This window comes from Candidatus Poriferisodalis sp. (assembly GCF_965237655.1).
Taxonomy (GTDB): Bacteria; Actinomycetota; Acidimicrobiia; order Acidimicrobiales; family Poriferisodalaceae; genus Poriferisodalis.
Map to the genome: position 1 here is coordinate 1,166,958 of NZ_CBDEGB010000002.1, position 19,811 is coordinate 1,186,768.

Below are 19,811 nucleotides of genomic sequence, written 5' to 3' on the forward strand. Positions count from 1 at the left end.
GCGGTCGGCCGGAAAGCGGCAGGAGCTGCTGATGCTTGCAGAGTTGGCGGTGCGCAATCTCGGGGTAATCGAGCGAGCCAGCCTGGTGCTCGGCGCGGGAATGACGGCATTGACCGGCGAGACGGGAGCCGGCAAGACGCTCGTTGTGCAGGCGGTCCAGCTGCTCGTGGGCGGGCGAGCTGATCCTGCGATGGTGCGGGCAGGCGCGACCGAAGCAGTCGTCGAAGGCAGGTTCGTGAACCCTGATGGCAGCGAAGGGGTGCTGCGTCGCGTGATTCCAGCCGCAGGCCGCAGCCGTGCGTACATGGACGGCACCATGGCTTCGGCACCGGAGCTCGCCGAACTGGGAGCCGGGCTCATCGACCTGCACGGGCAGCACCAGCACCAGTCGTTGCTGCGGCCGCGCACCCAGCGTGAGGCGCTGGACCGCTGGGGCGGCGTGGACCTGCATCCATTGGCGGCAGCACGTGAGGAGCTGCGGGCGCTGGCTGAGAACCTGGCAGTGCTCGGCGGCGATGCACGTGCCAGGGCACAGGAAATCGATCTCCTGCGGTACCAGGTCGACGAGATTGCCGCCGCGCAGCTGGAGGACCTCGACGAGCTGGAACGGATCGCGGAGCGCGAAGACCTGCTGGCGGATGCGACATCTCACCTCGGGGAGGGGCACGCGGCCCGCCACGCACTCGCCGGTGACGACGGCGTCATCGACAAGCTGGGCCGGGCTTTGGCCGCGCTGGGTGGCCGGAAGGCGTTTGCCCCCCTGAGCGAGCGACTCGGGGCCGTGGCCGCGGAGCTGGACGACACCGTGGCGCAACTTCGGAGCGTGCTCGAGACGATCGAAGACGATCCCGGTGCGTTGGCCGATGTCCGCGCACGGCACCAACTGCTGCGTGAGTTGACGCGCAAGTACGGCGACACACTCGCTGAGGTGATGTCGTTCGGCGCCCGCTCTGCCGAGCGCCTCTCGCAGCTGGAACGCCACGAGGAGCTGGCGATCGAACTGGAGTCGGGCATCATCGCAGCGCAGCGCCACATGGACAGCGAGGCACAGGCCGTCGCTGCAGCTCGCCGAGCGGCTGCTCCGGGGCTGGCTGCCGCCGTGACCGAGCACCTGGCGTCGCTGGCGCTGCCCGGCGGCTCGCTGGATGTCGGCGTATCGGGCGGCCCGCCGAGCGACAGCGTCGAGCTGCGCTTCAGCGCGAACCGGGGTGTTCCGCCCGGCCCGCTGTCCAAGGTGGCCTCCGGCGGCGAGCTGGCACGGGTGATGCTGGCCTTGCGGCTGGTACTGACCGCTGGTCCGCCGACACTGGTGTTCGACGAGGTCGACGCCGGCATCGGCGGTGAGACGGCGGTGGCCGTCGGTCAAGCGCTGGCCTCGCTGACCAAGAACCACCAGGTGCTGGTGGTGACCCATCTCCCGCAGGTCGCGGCATTTGCGCATCACCATGTGGCGGTGCGCAAGACCGACGACGGCGCAACGGTGGCGTCGGATCTGGTCGCGGTCACCGGCACCGAACGTGTGAGCGAGTTGGCGCGGATGCTTGCGGGTCAGCCCCACTGGGCAAGCGGCCGCCAGCACGCAAGCGAACTGCTCGACAATGCCGCTGCGAAGCGACCGGCGCTCGATGGAACGCAGCCGGACATCGACGCAGCGGCGGCTGAGCTCGCCGACGAGGGGGACGCAGCGGTGGTTGCTGAGCCAGCGCGCAGCGGCGCAGTCCCGTGAGCTTGTCCCGCGACGCACAGACGGCTCGCCGCCGGCGTGTGCGGCGCCGCCGAGACGGGGCCAACGCTGAATTGGCGGGCCGGTGCCGCGTGGACCGCCGCACCAAGAACCTGCTCCGACGCTTGGAACGAGGCGAGATAGCAGTCATCCACCACGCAGATCTCGATCGGGTCGCCGCCGATGGGCTCATCGCAGCCGGGGCGGCGGCCGTGGTCAACGCTGTGCCGACGATGAGCGGCCGGTACCCGGCGCTGGGCGGCCTCACGCTCGCTCAGGCCGGGGTGCCCGTACTCGAGGAAATCGGCGAGGCCGCATTCAAGGCGTTGGGAGAGGGCGACGAGATCGCAGTTGCCGGCGACGAGGTAGTGCGCGACGGCGAGGTGATAGGGACCGGTTACCGCCGCGACGCCGAGTACTTCGAGCATGTGCTCGAATCGGCGCGCATTGCGGTGCGCAGCGAATTGGGGAGCTTCGCCCGCAACACGCTCGAGTACCTCGAACAGGAGCCGCAGATCCTCACCGAGGAATTGGACATCCCTCCGCTCCGACACGAACTGCGCGGCCGCCATGTGCTGGTGGTGGTGCGCGGCATCGACTACCGCGAAGATCTCGCGGCACTTCGACGCTCGGGCTATGTGTCGGACATGCGGCCGGTGCTCATCGGTGTGGACGGAGGGGCGGATGCGCTCCTTGAAGCCGGTCTCGTGCCGCACATCATCATCGGCGACTTCGACTCAGTCTCGCCGCGGGCGCTTGACTGCGGTGCGCAGCTCATCGTGCACGGCTATCCCGAAGGGGGCGTGCCGGGTGCTAGACACCTCGACGATGCAGGCCTGAGCTACGACGTCATTGCGGCGCCGGGCACCAGCGAGGACCTCGCATTGCGACTGGCATTCGAGCAGCGAGCCGAGCAGATTGTGGAGGTCGGGTCCCACACCTCAATGGTCGATTTCTTCGACAAGGGCCGCCGCGGCATGGCATCCACCTTCCTCACCCGGATGCAGGTGTCCTCGGCACTCGTGGATGCAAAGGGTGTGAGCCGTCTGTACCGCACCCAGGTGCGCAAGCGCGACATGGCGATGCTGATCGTCTCGGCGCTGGTCACTATCGGCGTCATTGCCGCAGTGACCGAGCCAGGCCGGCTTCTGCTGCGCACACTGTGGATCAACATGGGCCTCTGAATGGTCAACCTCCGCTACCACATCGTGTCCATCGCGGCCGTCTTCCTGGCCTTGGCAATCGGCCTGGCGCTGGGCTCGACGTTTGTGGACTCGGTGTTGGTGAGCAATCTGGAATCCCGGGTGGACCATCTTCAAGCCGACACTGAGGAGGCGATCGACAGGCGCGCCGAGGCCGAGGCCGCGCGTGACGAGGCTGAGGCGGCGCGTGAGGAGGCGCTTGCGAGCGTCGACGCCGCGCGGTCTGAACGGTTCGAGGTCGAGGATCTCGTCCGCCCATACCTTCCGCAAGGGCGCCTGAGCGGCACGACGACGCTGATCGTTGCACCCGAGAGCACCGACACCGACGCGGTCGTCGCCATCAGAGCCCGTTTGGCAGTAACCGATACACAACTCGGCGGTGTGCTGCGGCTCAGCGACGATCTGCGCCTCTATGACCCCGAAGTGCGCCAGCGAATTGCTGAAGCGTTCTCGCTCGCGGGCGACAGCCGCAACGCGGTGCGCAGGGCGTTGCGCTTCTTGGTGCCCCAGGCGCTCCTGCGGCCATCGGAGGCCGGTTCGAGCCGAGCACTCGACGCCGACGTCAACGCGATCACCGACGCCGGTGCGCTCGACGGCTTCTCGCGCGGCTTCTTGTTGGCCCCTCGGACGCGCACGGCGCTCACACTGCTTCGCGACTTGGGCTTGGTCACCCACGACGGCACCGGCGCAGTCGCGTTGCACCTGCTCGGCGGGGAGGGACTGCGCCTTGTGGTGGTGACCGATGCAGCTGCAGCAGGGCTGAACGAGGACTTCGTGTTTGACCTGTTGATGGTCATCGCTGACAACGGATACCCGGGCAGCGGTGTGATTGTCGAGGTGCCCGCCCTCGACGCCGCAGGCATCGGATACGGCGCTGTGCTCGAACGGGTTCGGTCAGACCCACTGCTCGCCGCCTCGTTCTCGAGCGTCGACGGCGTGGACACCTTCTCGGGCGATCTGGCGCTGCTCGTGGCGCTCGAGGATCTGCCCGAGATCCGTCACTTCTCCTCGGTCGATCCCGCGCACGGATTGGGCCCGTCATGACACACGCCGTGGCGATCGTGCCTGCATACGATCGGGCAGACACGGTGGGTGCCACGGTGACGGCGCTGCGGACCGTGCCTGATGTGCTCGATGTCATCGTGGTCGACGACGGGTCGTCCGATCGCACGGCCGCGGCTGCGGCCGCCGCAGGGGCGCGCGTTATCGAGCTTGCACGCAATCGCGGCAAGGGGGCCGCCATAGCTGCGGGCGTTGCCGCCTCAGGTGCCCCCGACGCGTACCTGCTCATCGATGCCGACCTGGGCCGCACCGCCGCCTTGGCAGGCGAACTGCTGCAGCCAGTTGCGCTGGGAACGGCTGACATGACGATTGCCGCGCTCGATTCCCCCCCTGGCGGTGGCGGGTTCGGATTCGTCAAGGGCTTTGCGGAGCGCGTCCTGCGTGCCGAGACCGGGCTGACGCTGGCAGAGCCGTTGTCGGGCCAGCGCGCCCTGCGGGGTCCGCTTCTGCGCTCGATGGAGCTCGCCGACGGATTCGGTCTCGACATCGGTCTGACGCTCGATGTTGTCTCACGCGGGGCTTCCATCAGCGAGATCGAGGTCGGTTTCTCCCATCGGCCGTCTGGGCGTGACCTCAGCGGCTTTGCTCACCGGGCAAGAATCGGCCGGCACGTGTACCGCGCCGCGGCCTCCCGCATCGGGGGCCCGAAGACGATCTATCTCCTGATCGCATCGCTCGTTAGCCGCGCGCTGTCGTCACGTCGACCAGCGTCTCGGAAGCGAGGGCGGGACGTGCATGCGGCTTTGCGGCGACTGCGATCGTGGCGGCCCTCGTGGCCACAGTGGCGCTTGGGATTGCTGCAACGGCTGCGGTCCCGTCTGAAGTCACGGCGACGACGGACCTCGAGCTAACCGTGAGGCCTTGGCGTCGCGCCCGCGAGGTCCATTGACGGCGATGACGCTCGCACTCCTCAGGTCCGATCTCGATGATCGGCTGCAAACGGCAGTGCTGCTCGTCGCTGCGTTCTTCTGCTCGCTGGCGATTACGTCGCTGCTGTGGCGCTGGCTGGGTGCCCGCATGGCGCGAGACCGCTGGGTACGCCCCAACTACCGCGGACAGCCCGTCGTGGCCGTGGGGGGACTGCTGACGGTCGCAGCGAGCATCATCGTGACGATTGCCGTGACGGCTGCGCTCGTCATCATCGAGCCTGGCGGACACGGTGTCTGGGCGGTCGCCGTGGGGGACCGCCACTTCGTGCTGGACCGTTCGCCGGAACCCGCAGCAATCGCCGGGGGCATCGCGGCGCTGATGCTGCTGGCAGGTCTGGGCTGGCTCGGCTACCGCGACGACACTCGCGGAGCCATTGAGCACCAGGACTCACTCGGCGGGTTCGCCGGACACTTGCGCCTCAGCTGGCAGTACCGGCGGCTCACCACCGGGGCGCAGAAAGCGCTCGGCGGCTTGGCGGTGGCACTTGGAGCAGTCCAGCTGGCGACCTGGGCCGATCCGAGCGACTGGTTCTCCACAGCAGCGTCACCGCCGTGGAGCATCGTGACGCTGCTGCGTGGGGCCTTGATTGTGGCCCTCGCGGCCAACCTGGCGAACCTGTTGGACCGGGTGCCGGGACGCGCCACCAAGGCTGCACTGGCGTGGTGGCTGGTGGCTCTGGTGCCGGCGGCGATTGCGGCATCCTGCAGCCCAGGGTGCTTCACCCAGGGACCCGATGCAGCGGACTGGGGGGTGTGGGCAGCCGGGGCGGTCGGCGCCTCGGCCGGGCTGCTGCGCGGTGAGCTGACCGAAGAGCACATGCAGGGTGACACTGGCGTCAACCCCCTCGGAGCGATGCTGGGCATGGCCACTGTCGCCGTGTACTCCGCGGGCGTCGAGTGGGTCGTGCTAGCGGTGCTGGCGGTGCTGAACCTGGCGAGCGAGCGCTGGTCGTTCAGCCGGATCATCGACGCGGTGCCGCCGTTGCGGTGGCTGGACCGGCTCGGCTCGCCGTACCGCTGACCATCTGTGTCTGCGTGCGAGTTGGGAGACCCTGCTCGCCAGACTCTGCGCAGAAATGCCGCTGTAGACAGCAAAACTGCACACAGAAGCGCTGACGGGTTCAATCCGCGTCGTATGGCAGCGGCGCTGTGTCCTATGCCCGCTGCATGGCAGCGGCGCACTGCCGATGTTCCGCTAGGCGGGCGTCGAGGCTGGGGTGGACGATCTGACCGTCGGCGACGACGGGGCGACCTGCCACGATCGTGTCCCGGGCGGACAGCGGGCCGCAGCGCAGCCACGCCTCGATCGGATCTGACAGTGCACCCGCGAACGCGGGACCGTCGAGCTGCCAGACAACGAGGTCGCCGCATGCGCCGGGCGACAGCTCGCCGATTTCGCCCACCCGGCCGAGACAGCCCGCACTGCCACGAGTTGCAAGGTCTAGGACATTCCGGGCGGAGAAATACACCAAATCGGCTCTTCCGGCGTCATCGGCGCTGCCGCCGGTCGCGCCGCCGCCCGTCCTGCCGCTGTACAGGCCCTGCTCAGCGCTCAAGTGTCGCTGGCCGTCGCGCAGCCGTGCTAACAGCAGGGCATTGCGCGCCTCGGTCCACATTGATGCCGAATCGGTACTGGCCGAGCCGTCCACGCCGAGGCCCACGGGCACACCGGCGGCCCGTAGCTCGCGCACCGGGGCCAGTCCGACGCCGAGCAACAGGTTCGAGCTCGGGCAGTGCGCCACTCCGGTGCCCCAGGAGCCGAGCCGTGCGATCTCGGCGGGGTTGGGCTGCACCCCATGTGCGATCCACGAGCGATCCGAACCCCAGCCGCAGTGCTCGAAGTACTCCACCGGCCGCATCCCGAACATCTCCATGCAGAACCCGTCCTCGCCGGGGTCTTCAGCGAGATGCGTGTGCAGACGCACGTCAAGCTGGGAGGCCAACGCAGCGGTGGCGGTCATCAGATCAGTCGAGACCGAGAACGGCGAGCAGGGAGCCAGCGCGATGCGCACCATCGCGTTCGGTGCGCGGTCATGGTGCACGGCGACAAGCCGCTCCGATTCCGTCAAGATCTCGTCGGGCGATTGGCACACCTCGTCGGGCGGCAGCCCACCCGCCGAGCGCCCGAGCGACATCGAGCCGCGTGTGGGATGAAAGCGCATGCCCAACTCGGCAGCCGCGGTGATCTCGGCTGTGATCAGGTCGCCGGCACCTCGGGGGTGCACGTACAGGTGATCGGTGCTCGTGGTGCAGCCGCCCAGCGCCAGCTCGGCAAGGCCTACCCAGGCGGACAGGTACGCGCCCCGCTCGTCGAGCCGTGCCCACAACGGGTACAGCGTGGTCAACCAGTCGAACAGCCCGCCCCGAAGCGCCGGTGCGTACGACCGAGTGAGGTTTTGGTACATGTGGTGGTGGGTGTTGATGAGCCCCGGCGTCACCAGGCAGCCGCTCGCGTCGATGTGTCGCTGCGCCCGCGGAGGCGCCTCGCTGGCTCCTCCGACAGCGCTGATGAGACCGTCTGCGATGGCAACCCACCCGCCATCGATCTCTTGGCGCTGATCGTCACACGTCGCCACCAACATGGCGTTGCGTACCAACAGATCTGCCGGCTCTTCGTTGCGTTCTTCGTTCGTGACGTCGTTCATCGTTTCCCGTCCAGCAGGTGGATGCTCCCGAGTGAAGTTCTCAGCGAGTTCCCCCTAGGTCGCTGAGCTCTTGCGGGGATCAGCCACCCCCGGCCAAAGCGACGGTAGCTTGAGATGAAATTCGAGGGAGCCCACTAAGGGAGCCGCGTGGCCAAGCACATTTTCGTCACCGGTGGAGTCGCCAGCTCCCTCGGCAAGGGACTCACCGCGGCCTCACTGGGGCGCTTGCTCGTCGCCCGCGGACTGCGGGTCACCATGCAGAAGCTGGACCCGTACATCAACGTCGACCCCGGCACTCTCAACCCGTACGAGCACGGCGAGGTGTTCGTCACCGACGACGGCGGCGAGACCGACCTCGATCTCGGTCACTACGAGCGGTTCATCGACGTGTCGCTGACCCGTGATTCGAACGCGACGACGGGCTCGATCTACCAGAAGGTGCTGGCTGACGAACGAAGGGGCGAGTATCTCGGGCGGACGGTGCAGGTCATCCCGCACATCACCGACGAGATCAAGGAACGCATTCGAAAGCTGGCGACCAGCGACGTGGACGTGGTGATCACCGAGGTGGGCGGCACGGTCGGCGATATCGAGATCCTGCCGTTCCTTGAGGCCATCCGGCAGATGCGCCTCGAGGTCGGTCGGCAGAACATTTGCTACGTGCATGTCACGCTGGTGCCGTTCATCGGCCCCTCAGGCGAGCAGAAGACCAAGCCCACGCAGCACTCCGTGACCGAATTGCGCAGCCGCGGCGTGCAGCCTGACGCCATCGTGCTGCGCAGCGAGGGTCCTATCGAGGATGGCCTGCGCAACAAGATCTCCAACCTCAGCGACGTCGAGCTCGCCGGCGTGGTGAACGCCCCCGATTCGTTAGTCCTCTACGAGATCCCGATGGTGCTGCGGGCAGAAGGCCTCGACAGCTTCCTGTGCGGGATCTTGGGGTTTGATGACGTCGAACCTGACCTCGCCGATTGGGAAGCGATGCTGGCCCGCATCAAGGCACCGCAGGCGACGGTGCGCGTCGGCATCATCGGCAAGTACGTGACTCTGCCTGATGCCTACCTGTCGGTCGTGGAGTCGCTCCGCCATGCAGCCTCCTACCACGGTGTCGAGGTCGAAATCGAGTGGATCCACTCCGAGGAGATCGAGGGTCTGCTCGCTGCGGGGCGATTGCGGCATCTCGACGGCATGGTGATCCCGGGAGGGTTCGGCTCGCGAGGCATCGAGGGCAAGATCGCCGCAGCGGCGTACTCCCGCGAGTACGACATCCCATGCCTGGGTCTGTGCTTGGGGCTGCAGGTCATGGTGATCGAGTTCTGTCGCAACGAGCTGGGTTTGCTGGGCGCCAACTCGACCGAGTTCGACCCCAACACGCTGCACCCGGTGATCGACCTCATGCATGCGCAGCGCAACGTCCAGGACAAGGGCGGCACGATGAGGCTCGGCGCATATGTGGCCAGGCTGGCTCCTCGCAGTCGTGTCGCAGCGATGTATGGCGACACGCTGGTCAACGAGCGACACCGGCATCGCTACGAGGTGAACAGCGCCTACCGCCAGCGGATGGAAGATGGCGGCCTGCAGTGCAGCGGGATGTCGCCCGACGGCAGGCTGGCGGAGTTCATCGAGCTGGACGACCATGCGTTCTGGGTGGGCACCCAAGCGCACCCGGAGTTCAAGAGCCGCCCCAACCGGCCCGCACCGCTGTTCTGCGGATTGGTGGGTGCTGCGCTCGCCCGAGCCGAGGGACGCAACCCACAGCTGCTGCCAGCATCTTCTGGAACCGGACCGCTGGGCTCAGAGCCGCTGGGCTGACGGTGTCCGCTGCGCTGGCAGTCGAGGCCGAGGACTACCTGGGCTGGCTGTCGAACGAGCGGGGTCGAGCGCCGCGCACCGTGGCGTCGTACCGGGCAGACCTCGACGCCTTCGCTGCATGGCTGGAATCCAGAGGCGGAGGACTGCTTGACGCCAGCACCTCCGATATCGCCGCCTACCTGGCGCACCTGCGAGACGACCTCGGGCGGGCCCCCTCGACGGTGGCCCGGGCCGCGGTCAGCCTGCGTGGCCTCTACAGGTTCCTGGTGGCCGAGGATCTGGCGTCGAACGATCCTGCAGGGGCGCTGGACGTGCCTCGCACGCCGGCCGGCTTGCCCCGCGCACTGCGACGCGACCAGATCGAACAGCTGCTGGCCTCACCGGTTGGGGACAGCCCGCTGACTCGGCGCGACAGGGCAATGCTCGAAGTGCTCTACGGCATGGGCCTGCGGGCCAGCGAGCTGGTCTCGCTGTCTCTGGGCGACGTCGATCTCGACGAGCGGCTCATGCGGGTCTGGGGCAAGGGAGGCAAGGAGCGGATTGTGCCGGTGGGGCGCCATGCCGCCGATGCGGTCGGGGACTGGTTGAGCGGGGCCGGCAGGGGAGCGTTGGAGCCCGAGCCATGGAAGTCCCGCGACGATGCCACGGCTCTCTTCCTCAACGCCCGGGGTCGGCGGATCACCCGCCAGGGGGTGTGGCTGATCGTGCGCCGCCATGGTGAACGCGTCGGTCTGGGCCCTGACCAGTTGACCACTCACGTGCTGCGCCACTCGTGCGCCACCCACATGCTCGACGGCGGCGCAGACATCCGCAGCGTGCAGGAGCTGCTGGGCCACGCCTCAATCTCGAGCACTCAGCGGTACACCGCGGTCTCTCAAGAACGACTGACCGAGGTGTACCGCCAAGCGCACCCCCGCGCCCGTTATTAGCGGTTGTGGGCCATGTTGCCCAAAATTACAACATATTGGGCCAGAAAATTAGAGCACTGCGTGCCAAGAAGTTGATACACAAATTGCCTGAAAATTGCTACATGGACTAGCATGACGATATGGTTGCCCCACCTGGACCGCTGGTTCCCCACGGATATCTCCCCCGTGTGGCTGATGTTCAGGTATCCGCCGCTCTCGACTCGGCGCCCATCGTGGTCATCGAGGGCGTCAAGGGGTGCGGCAAGACCTGGACAGGGCTGCGCCATACGCAGAGCCAAGTGCAGTTCTTGGACGATGCAGCAGCGCGGCAAGGTGCCGAGATCGTGCCCCGACGTGCGCTTGAGGGCCCCCGCCCGCGTCTCGTAGACGAGTGGCAGATCGTGCCGTCCATCTGGAACACGGCGCGCCACGTCGTCGATGAAGGCCGTGACGTCGGCTGCTTTATCCTGACGGGTTCCGCGCAACCGCCCGACGACATCACCCGTCACTCGGGGGCGGGGCGAGTCCGACGGGTGAGGATGCGCCCGATGTCGTTGATGGAGAGCGGCGAGTCCGATGGCAGCGTGTCGCTCGGGTCACTGCTCGACGGCGGGCCATGCGATGCCGCTGCGCCGTCGGTGACCGTCCCTGAGATGGCAGAGATCCTGTGTCGAGGCGGATGGCCCCGCAACTTGGGTCGGCCGGCGTCGGTGGCACAGGAACTGTTGGAGAGCTATCTGGACGAGATGGCCCGCGTCGATCTGCCAGCGGCCTCGGGCGCCAGGCACGATCCAGCCCGCGTTCGGCGTCTGCTCGTTTCGCTTGGAAGGCACACCTCCACGACGGCGTCCTTGAGCACACTTGCGCGCGATGTGGCCGGGGAGCCTCCGCTCAGCTGGAACGCCACTGCCAACTATCTGGATGCGCTGGAGAGAGTGTTCATGGTGGAGGACTTGCCCGTGTGGCCAGCACGGCTTCGTTCGCGAGCGACTCTGCAGCAGTCGCCCAAGCGCCATTTCGCTGATCCCTCGCTGGCCGCGGCTGTGCTGGCCGCAACACCGAACCGGTTGCTCGATGACCTCGAGACCTTGGGCCTGCTGTTCGAATCTCTGGTGATCCGCGACCTTCGCGTCTACGCAGCGGCTAACCAGGCAGAGGTGTTTCACTGGCGAACCAGCTACGGCGATGAACTCGATGCGGTCATCGAGCGTCGAGATGGCAGCTGGCTTCCTGTGGAAGTCAAGCTGGGTGCGACACGCGTGGACGATGCCGCCCGCTCGCTGGCCAAGACCTGCGCAACCATCGATGCCGGCGAGCGCGCTGAGCCGGTCACCAAACTGGTGATCACTGCAACCGGCTACGGCTATCGACGGTCCGACGGCGTCTCAGTGGTGCCCATCACCGCGTTGGGGCCGTAATCATGAAGGACACGGTGAACGCAGCGCTGCGGCACACCATCGATGCTGAGTTGCGGCTCAGGCACGCGCGTCGTCTCGTCGATCTGCACGGCACTGACATTGCAGACGACGAGGTCATGTCCGCCGCATGGCGCTGAGACCCCTCTATCCCGTAGATAGGAGCGCGCTGGCGCGCATGCACCATGCCCAGGTCGCGAACCGACTCGCTCCGCTCATTGTCGATGGATATGTGGCGACGTGCCCAATTGTCGATTTTGAGGTTCTCTACAGCGCCCGCTCGACTTCCGACAATGAGCAGATTCTGAGCGAGCGTCGCGCGATGGCTTCGTTTCCGATCACCAAAGCGGCCTCCGGCCGGGCACTCGGTGTTCAGCACAGCTCGCGTTGCGCGACGAGCACCGGATCCCGTTGTCGGACTTGTTGATTGCTGCAGTTGCCGAGCTCAACGACCTGACGGTCGTCCACTACGGCGCTGACTACCACCGGATTGCTGCGGTTACCGGCAACCAGCCGAGTGCGTCGCGCCGCCCGGCTCCGTTTGACCAAGTAGCGACGGCGCCGCATAAGGCTATGTACAGGCAGGATGTACGTTCGGCGCTGCGGTGTTCGTAGACCTCTTGGTCAAGACCTTGGCACCCCGGGAGCGAATCAATGCAACAGAACTTGGTGGGTGACAACGGTCCAATCGCGCAGGCCATTGAGGCTGCCGAACAGCTCTTCAAACCGGGACTTGCTGCCGCGTGTGGCTCCTCGTTTGAGCCAACCGGCCCAGAGGAAGCCCGGGCGGCGGTCCAACGTCTCGGGGAACTCTTTGAGGAACTCCCGGGCTTCGTCGCAACGGCGTTCGATGGAGCCAGAAACAGCGGGACCCTCATCACAAGCGATCGGCTCCAGGGCGTCGCAGAGATCGTTCAGAACGCCGACGATGTAGAGGCCTCAGATGTGCGCTTTCTGCTGAGGCCAGCCGAAGTGCTGGCGAGCCACAATGGCACTCCTGTGCGCCTCGAGCATGTGCTCGGCTTGGCGACTCCGTGGCTGAGCACCAAGGCTGATGATGCGAGTGCCATCGGCAGATTCGGCGTAGGACTCTCCACTCTTCAATCGTTGTCGTCCACGCTTGAGGTGCACTGCGCCCCATACCACGTCCGGATCGGCGATCCGACGGTCGCTCCCGCTCGGCCACCGGAACTGCCATCGTGGTTGTGTGAACCTGGGTGGACCACGATGCGGATTCCTCTACAGGCCGGGACGTGGCGATCGCGGGACCTTGAGGATTGGTTCGACGGCTGGGACGACTCTGCCTTGCTGTTCCTCCGCCATGTGGCTCGTGTGACCCTGCTGGATCCGAACGGCGACACAATTCGCCAGCTTGAGCTCGCGCGGCGCACGGACGAGAATTTGATGTTGGGCTCAGAGCTCCCGGCAGTATCGCGAGAGCACGCGAGCGCAGCCGACGGGCGTTCGTGGGCCGCGTACAGCGCCAACGTTCCAGCCCCTGCGGGTGTCTCGCGTGCAAACAAGGCGACAGCGTCGATCACTCCGATCGCAGTCGCGGTCCCGTTCAGCCCCACCGAAAAGGGTCAGATCTACGCAGGGCTGCCGGTGGCGTCGACTCGCTCGCCGCTCTTCGCAAGTGCACAGTTCGATCCCCTCATCAGTAGAGCCGACTTCGCCGACACCGCGTGGAACCAAGTGCTCGTAAACCTCGTCGCGGAACTGTGGTCGGAAGCGGTACTCGACCTCTTCGGACGCGACCCTCAGGCTGCCTGGCACGCGATACCACTGCCACACAGTCGTGAAGAAGAGCCTTCGTCACCTGTGGTCAGGGCCCTTGAAGCCGCCGTCATCGAGAAGGCGAGAGGGGCAGTTGCATCCCGATTGTCGTTCTCGGTTCCCGAACAAGGCAACATCAACCTGTCGCAGCTTGCATTAGAGGCGAAGCCGCTGGAGGGACTCCTGCAAGAGTCCGAAACCGCCCAATTGGCCGGGCTCAGCGCGACGCTGCCGTCCGGCGTCAGGGATCCAGCCGGGAGATGGCGTTCGGTACTGGAGGACTGGCGAAGCTACAGAGATGACCTTCCCGAACCAGTCAGCGTTGAGCGGGCGCTCGACCTCGTGGGCGATGAGAATCGGTCAGCCAGTCTGGCCATAGCGCTCGTCGCTGCGGCGCTTGCGGAGCGACTCGGCGCGAGACTGCTCGAACTCCCGTGCGTGATATCTCACGACGGGCGACGGCTAGTGCCGCCGACCGGGAACTCTGCAGCGGCGGTCTCTGTAGAAGCTGCGCCGCTCGCGGAGCAACTGGGCATCACCACCCTGCTTCACCCGGCCCACTTGGCATCCACAAACGGCGCCCCTGCAGTTCTCGCATGGCTGCGGGAGTGCGGAGCTCTGCTCGATGGTTCCGACGACGGTGAAGTGGTGCGCCGCCTCGCCGAGGCTGGGCGGTCGGGACGCCCCATTGGCTCACCGCTTTCCGATGAACAGGTGCGTGCACTCGGGGATGCACTCGAGCGCATGACTCGGAACGAACGGGCGGCTCTTGGACCTGATGTTGGCCGTGCCGTTCGGCTCGAGTCGTACATCTACGACGCAGGGGGGCACAAGAAAACCGGATCGGCTCGGCCTGTCGATGCGTACCTGCCGCGTTCGATCGATCGGGACCCGGACAGTTTCGCCGCCGCAGCTGGCAAATCACAAGGGCTTGTGTGGCTGAGCGACCGCTACGCGAGAACTCTCCGCTCGCAAGCAGGTCGAGAAGGGATCGGCGCCCTCCGTTTCCTTCGATTGCTAGGAGCCGCGACCGCGCCGCGACTTCGACCGCATCCGCAGCTGAGGCAGCCGTACCAAAACGACAGCCGCCAGGGGCTATTCAAGAGGGTCGAGGGCGGGCCGGAGGCGCGCAGCTCAGCGATGACTGAACGGGGCGCCGATTACACACTTGAGGATCACGACAGCCCTGATCTCTTCGCGGTGATAGCGGACATTTCGCGGGAGCGCCGGGGAGGACTTCGGCGAAAGCGAGCCGGTGCACTGCTGGTGGCACTCGGGCGGGGGTGGGACCGTCGCTTGAGCGATTTCGCCGAAGTCGATGCTGTCGAGGGCTACTACGTCTGGAGGCCCAAGGGAAGGATCCGTGCCTTCTGGCTCGCGCAGGCCGGAGACGTTGCTTGGCTCGACGATGAGAGTGGCACTGCGCGCAAACCAACCGCGTTGCGCGTTCGTACGCCGGGCACCGAGGCGATATATGGCGCGAACTCGCCGGATTATCTGCACAAGGACCTGGATCAGCCAAGTCGTCGCACTCTCCTGGCGGCGGTCGGCGTTTCGAGTGATCCCAGCCGATCCGAACTTGTAGAACGGCTCCGGGCACTTCGGCAGGCTTCGCACGAAGATGAGGTCTCACCAGAGGACCAGCGACACGACTCGGCTCTCGTTTATCGGGCTCTTGCGCGTAGCCTTGGAGCGCACACCGACTCCGACCTGACCGAGAATCAACTGTGGGCGGAGTTCGCCCGCCACGGTCTTGTGCTCACGGATCTCGGCTGGCTGTCTCCTCGAAATGTGCTCGCGGGACCGCCGATCTTTGGACGCCTTCGCCCGTTCGCTCCAGCGATAAGAGGATGCGAACCGTTGTGGCGTGCCCTACGTCTAAGGATGCCGTCACCGGACGATTGCCTGAACGTACTCAGGGAGGCCGCATTCCGTCGCCAAGATGCACCCGATGCGACCGAGGAAGCAATCCTGCTGGAAACCATGCGCACACTCGCCGAGCACCATGCACGCGGGAACACCGTCGAGCGCCGGAAACTGGTGAAATTGGCGCTGTGGACGAGCATTGGGTGGAGGCGCGACCGTCCTGTGTATGCAACCGACGACCCCGTCTTGGCTGCCGGGCTGGGTGACCGGCTTCCGATTTGGCGCCCGGGCGGAGGGCTTGAACAGTTCCAGTCTCTGCTCGAGCCGTTGCGAGTCACGGCGATCCGGGCCAGCGAAGCTGAAGTAATCGAACCCGAACATGCGGCGAACGACCTCTACTTGACGGAACTCTTCCGACGGGCCGTGGAACTGCTGCGCGACGACCTACAGCGCAACGACCCAAGACTCGCCGAACGCTGCACGGAGTCCTGGGCCAATCTCGAGGCGTACGTTGTCAAAGTTCACCCGTCGCTCGCACTCGCAGTACGAGTTGCCTCGGGCCAGAAGTACGACTGCGATGTGAAGGCGAAAGTCGACACCGCCCGTGCCACGGTCTTTGTCACAGAACCCGCGGCACTCGCCCGCGTGGATGGGGGAGGCAGAGCGCTCGCGGCGCTATTCAAGGGCGGAGCACGACTCGTCGCGCAGGCATGGCGAGCCGCGTGCGACCAAGCGGAGGAAGGAATTGAGGTGCGAAGCGTTGAACTTGCCCGCGAGCGCGCTGCACGCGCCGAGGCGGAACTGGAGGCAGGCAGTCATCTAGCGGAGTGGCGGAAGAGCACCGCCCAAAAGCACCGCTCACTCCGAAGTCCTGATGCCCGGCCGGGAGGCAAGACTCAGTCATCCGACGTCGCCGGAAAAGAGAGCAGGCAGCGGCAGCAGTCTCCGCCTGCGACCGCTCTCAGGACACTGGTAGAGCCGCAATCGCTCATGCTCGTCGATCCAATGGGGCGTGAGGACAACGTATCGCTCAGTAGTGCCAGCGGAACGGGTGGGAAAGCGGCCCGCAGCGGCCTCAACGAGCCGAAGCGAGGCTCGCGCCGACCACAGAACAGGATTCCATTGCGCGGATACTCCGACGTGGACCGGGAAGACGTGGGTTTCGAGCTTCTGCAAATGCTGCTGGGCACCGACCAGGACGACATCGTCGACCTGCGCACCCAGCGCGGCGTCGGTGCCGATGCGGTCGATCAGCTAGATAAGTTCTACGAGTTGAAGGTCTCAGCCGGGTCGGAACCGGACCAGGTAACGCTCACGGACTCCGAAGTGCAACGAGCGCTCACAACACCTGACTTCTTCCTCGTTGTCGTATCCAACATCGAGGGTGTCGATGCGCAGCCCACCATCCGTGTTGTGAACGATCCCTTGAATAACTTGCGCCCGACCGAACGGGGGGCGATCACCCTGTCGGGATTGCGTGAGGCGACGAGCCTCGTTTACCAGTTCGCCCCGATCGATGACCAACGGCCAATCAGCGAAGGGGAAAATATTCGGAACGCTTTAAGCCCTTGAGCTCAAAGAGTGGGTAGCTTCGGGCCGTCTACGCCCCTCATCTCGTTCCGGCCATCCGGACTCGAGGCGTCGGCGCGATCGCGCGGTGGGCGTGCTGGGTGTCGCTACTTGGGCAGGAAGCCCATGGCCGTCTTGGCGCGAGCCAGGGTGCCTGCTGCCACCGCTTCAGCCTTGTCGGCACCGGCCGCGATGATGCGAGTGAGCTCGGCGGGGTCCGCATCGAGCTCGGCTTTCTTGGCGGCGATCGGCTCGAGCATCGCGATGACCGCATCGGCGGTGTCGGACTTGAGCGCCCCGTACTGGCTGTAGCCCGCCGCGGAATCGGCTGGGCTGCGATCGGTGGCGGCACCCAGGATCGACAGCAGGTTCGAGACGCCTGGCTTGGCGTCGGAGTCGTAACGCACCTCGGACTCGGAGTCGGTCACTGCGCGGGCGAACTTGCGAGAGATGTCGGCAGGATCGTCGAAGATGCCGATCGACCCCTGGGGGCTCTCGGCTGACTTGGACATCTTCGCGGTGGGACTCTGCAGATCCATGACTCGGGCGCCCACCGCGGGAATAGCAGCATCGGGAATCACAAACGTGTCGCCGTAGCGGCTGTTGAATCGCTGCGCCACATCGCGGGTCAGCTCGAGGTGCTGGCGCTGGTCGTCGCCGACGGGCACCCGGTCGGCGTCGTAAATCAAGATGTCGGCGGCCATCAGCGCCGGGTAGGTGAACAAGCCGGCAGAGACATGGTCGCCGCTCTGCCCACCCTCTTCTGAGCGAGCCGATTTGTCCTTGAATTGGGTCATCCGTCGCAGCTCGCCGAGCGACACCGTGCATTCGAGCAGCCACGAGAGCTCCGTGTGCTGGGGAACGTGGCTCTGGACGAACAGCGTGCAGACCTCAGGGTCGAGGCCGACCGAGATGAGCGTGGCCATCGTGCCCAGCGTCGCGGAGCGCAGCTGTTGCGGATCCTGCTGGATGGTGACGGCATGAAGGTCGACGGCGCAGTAAAAGGCGTCGGCATTGTGCTGATCGATCGCCCAATGGCGCAGCGCCCCGAGAAAGTTGCCGAGGTGAACGTCGCCGGTGGGCTGGATGCCCGAGAGCACTCGTGTCATGGCGCCTGACGGTACCGGGCCGGTGCGCGCGGGCCGCAGCGAAGGCCTCGTTGGGCTACAGGCCACCTGGCGCGGCCATTATCGAAAGCCGCCAACTGTCCCGAGCCATACCTGCGGGCCGCGGTATCTTCGGGCTGCGTGACCCACGAGGTTCGCACCGAGGCCTTCGCGGGCCCGCTGGATGTGCTGGTGAAGCTGGTCGTCTCCCAGGAGGTCGACATCTGGGAGGTGTCGTTGACGCGCCTCGTTGACGACTTCGTCGCCGTGATGGTGGCTGCGGACCTCACGCTCGGTGCCGACGGCGAAACCGACGTCCACAGCAATGGTGAGGCCAGGATCGACCTCGATGCTGCGAGCGAGTTCACGCTGCTGGCTGCAACGCTGATCGAGCTGAAGTCCCGCCGCCTGCTGCCCACCCCGCCCGTCGAGCTGGATCTGGAAGAAGAGCTGGCGGCATACGGGCTTCGGGACGCGGCCTTCGCGCGACTGGTCGAGGGGCGAACGTTCGGCGCCGCGGCCCGGCTACTGCGAGAGCGGTGGCTGGCCGCAACGTTGCAATGGCCCCGAAACGCCGGTCCCGAGGAGCGGTTCATTGCCTTTGCCCCTGACTTGCTCGAAGGCGCGTCCCGTGACGACTTGACCGCAGCGCTCGAGCGCGTGCTGGCGCCAAGGCCCGTGCCGCGTGTCGACGTCGGTCACCTGCGTGCTGCGGGGATCACGGTGGACGAGGCGCTGAACCAGATTGCCGAACGGCTGATGGTGGACGGTGCGGCATCTTTCCGCGAGCTCACCGAGCATCTCACCGAGCGCATCGTCGTCGTCGTGTACTTCTTGGCCGTGCTCGAGTTGTTCGGATCGGGGCTCGTGGAATTGGCCCAAGCCGAGCACTTCGGCGATATCGGCGTGGAGTGGACCGGGGGCGACGACGCATCGCTGCCGGTATCGGCTGTCGGCTACGGCGAGGACGCTGCGTGAGCAGCAAGCGTCCGCCGCACAGCTCGACCAACGGCCTGCGCCTCGTCAGCGATGAGGGTCGCACGGTCGCTGGACCGCCGACGCCGCCGATCGCGCAGGCAGAGCCGCAGGCACAACCCCCGCCGCACCCGTCGATGCCCGCCCAGAACGGTCGCGCGGATGACGGCGTGGCAGAAGCCGGCAACGGACTCGACGGCATCGCTGCGGAAATCCTCGCCGGTGAGATGACCCTCGACGAGCTACGAGCGCTCGACGACAACGAGCTGTACGCAGCGATCGAGGCCGTGCTGATGGTTGCAACCGAGCCTGTGCCGGCCGAGGTGCTGGCGTCGGTGACCGCGGCGCCCATCGCGTCGGTCCACGTGGTCTGCGACGAACTCGCTCGCGAGTACGCCACGGCCGAGCGGGGATTCACGCTCGTGCGGATTGCAGGCGGCTACCAGCTGCAGTCCGCCCCGGCCGTATCGGACTATGTCGAACGGTTCGTCGGCGGTCGTCGATCCGGGAGGCTGTCTGCGGCGGCGATGGAGACCCTGGCCGTGGTTGCGTACAAGCAACCAATCTCGCGTGCCCAGATCAGTGCCATCCGGGGCGTGAATGCCGACGGCGTGGTGCGCACGCTCGCAAATCAGGGCTACATCACTGAGGTCGCGCGCGATCCGGGCCCGGGCAGCGCTTCCCTGCTGGGGACGACAGCACTTTTTCTCGAACGACTGGGCCTTGACAGCCTCGAGGACCTGCCGTCGCTGGCGGAGCTGAGCCTGGACCCCGACGCGGTGGAGGCCATGGACCGCCTTGCAGCCAGCCGCACCGGCTAGGC

14 protein-coding genes are annotated in these 19,811 nt (G+C 66.3%); 12 read left to right on the forward strand and 2 right to left on the reverse strand.

The window, feature by feature from the left end; all coding sequences use genetic code 11:
- Nucleotides 1-31: 31 nt before the first annotated feature.
- From recN to ACPXYO_RS13530, 5 genes are read left to right on the forward strand one after another with little or no spacing between them, the layout of a single operon-like run.
- The gene (recN, locus tag ACPXYO_RS13510; protein WP_423921406.1) at nucleotides 32-1,726 is read left to right on the forward strand and encodes a DNA repair protein RecN; all 1,695 of its coding nucleotides are present in this window, start codon (nucleotides 32-34) and stop codon (nucleotides 1,724-1,726) included.
- On the forward strand, nucleotides 1,723-2,907 hold the full coding sequence (gene steA / locus ACPXYO_RS13515) for a putative cytokinetic ring protein SteA (RefSeq protein WP_423921409.1): 1,185 nt from the start codon (nucleotides 1,723-1,725) through the stop codon (nucleotides 2,905-2,907). The genes recN and steA overlap by 4 nt, the downstream gene beginning before the upstream one ends.
- Nucleotides 2,908-3,969, forward strand: coding sequence for a copper transporter (locus tag ACPXYO_RS13520; RefSeq protein WP_423921412.1), 1,062 nt, complete (start codon nucleotides 2,908-2,910; stop codon nucleotides 3,967-3,969). It abuts the gene before it with no gap.
- 17 nt (nucleotides 3,970-3,986) lie between these two features.
- Entirely contained in the window at nucleotides 3,987-4,838 is an 852-nt protein-coding gene (locus ACPXYO_RS13525) for a glycosyltransferase (RefSeq protein WP_423921415.1), read from the forward strand.
- A gap of 43 nt (nucleotides 4,839-4,881) precedes the next feature.
- Complete coding sequence (locus tag ACPXYO_RS13530; protein WP_423921418.1) at nucleotides 4,882-5,937, forward strand: hypothetical protein; 1,056 nt, start codon at nucleotides 4,882-4,884, stop codon at nucleotides 5,935-5,937.
- Between the two features lie 133 nt (nucleotides 5,938-6,070).
- On the opposite strand, the gene ACPXYO_RS13535 is transcribed toward ACPXYO_RS13530, so the two are convergent.
- Nucleotides 6,071-7,561, reverse strand: a complete 1,491-nt coding sequence (locus ACPXYO_RS13535) for an amidohydrolase family protein (RefSeq protein WP_423921421.1) — start codon at nucleotides 7,559-7,561, stop codon at nucleotides 6,071-6,073.
- 147 nt (nucleotides 7,562-7,708) lie between these two features.
- Between ACPXYO_RS13535 and ACPXYO_RS13540 the strand changes: the two genes are divergently transcribed.
- The 5 genes from ACPXYO_RS13540 (at nucleotide 7,709) to ACPXYO_RS13560 (ending at nucleotide 16,910) form a co-directional block, all read left to right on the forward strand.
- Nucleotides 7,709-9,373, forward strand: a complete 1,665-nt coding sequence (locus tag ACPXYO_RS13540) for a CTP synthase (RefSeq protein ID WP_423921423.1) — start codon at nucleotides 7,709-7,711, stop codon at nucleotides 9,371-9,373.
- Nucleotides 9,374-9,375: 2 nt separating this feature from the next.
- Nucleotides 9,376-10,302, forward strand: coding sequence for a site-specific tyrosine recombinase (locus ACPXYO_RS13545; protein WP_423921426.1), 927 nt, complete (start codon nucleotides 9,376-9,378; stop codon nucleotides 10,300-10,302).
- 119 nt (nucleotides 10,303-10,421) lie between these two features.
- Nucleotides 10,422-11,699, forward strand: coding sequence for an ATP-binding protein (locus ACPXYO_RS13550; protein WP_423921428.1), 1,278 nt, complete (start codon nucleotides 10,422-10,424; stop codon nucleotides 11,697-11,699).
- 2 nt (nucleotides 11,700-11,701) lie between these two features.
- Nucleotides 11,702-11,836 (forward strand): hypothetical protein, encoded by a 135-nt coding sequence (locus ACPXYO_RS13555; protein ID WP_423921431.1) that lies wholly within the window; start codon nucleotides 11,702-11,704, stop codon nucleotides 11,834-11,836.
- Nucleotides 11,837-12,350: 514 nt separating this feature from the next.
- A complete protein-coding gene (locus ACPXYO_RS13560) occupies nucleotides 12,351-16,910 on the forward strand; it encodes a sacsin N-terminal ATP-binding-like domain-containing protein (protein WP_423921434.1) in 4,560 nt (1,519 codons plus the stop codon).
- 104 nt (nucleotides 16,911-17,014) lie between these two features.
- On the opposite strand, the gene trpS is transcribed toward ACPXYO_RS13560, so the two are convergent.
- Nucleotides 17,015-18,016 carry a tryptophan--tRNA ligase gene (trpS, locus tag ACPXYO_RS13565; RefSeq protein WP_423921437.1) on the reverse strand — a complete coding sequence of 334 codons (1,002 nt, stop codon included), beginning with the start codon at nucleotides 18,014-18,016 and terminating at the stop codon, nucleotides 17,015-17,017.
- A 138-nt stretch (nucleotides 18,017-18,154) separates the two neighbouring features.
- Between trpS and ACPXYO_RS13570 the strand changes: the two genes are divergently transcribed.
- Together ACPXYO_RS13570 and scpB are read left to right on the forward strand one after the other, a co-directional pair.
- Nucleotides 18,155-18,991 (forward strand): segregation and condensation protein A, encoded by an 837-nt coding sequence (locus ACPXYO_RS13570; RefSeq protein WP_423921440.1) that lies wholly within the window; start codon nucleotides 18,155-18,157, stop codon nucleotides 18,989-18,991.
- A complete protein-coding gene (scpB, locus tag ACPXYO_RS13575) occupies nucleotides 18,988-19,809 on the forward strand; it encodes an SMC-Scp complex subunit ScpB (RefSeq protein WP_423921442.1) in 822 nt (273 codons plus the stop codon). The genes ACPXYO_RS13570 and scpB overlap by 4 nt, the downstream gene beginning before the upstream one ends.
- Nucleotides 19,810-19,811: the final 2 nt, after the last annotated feature.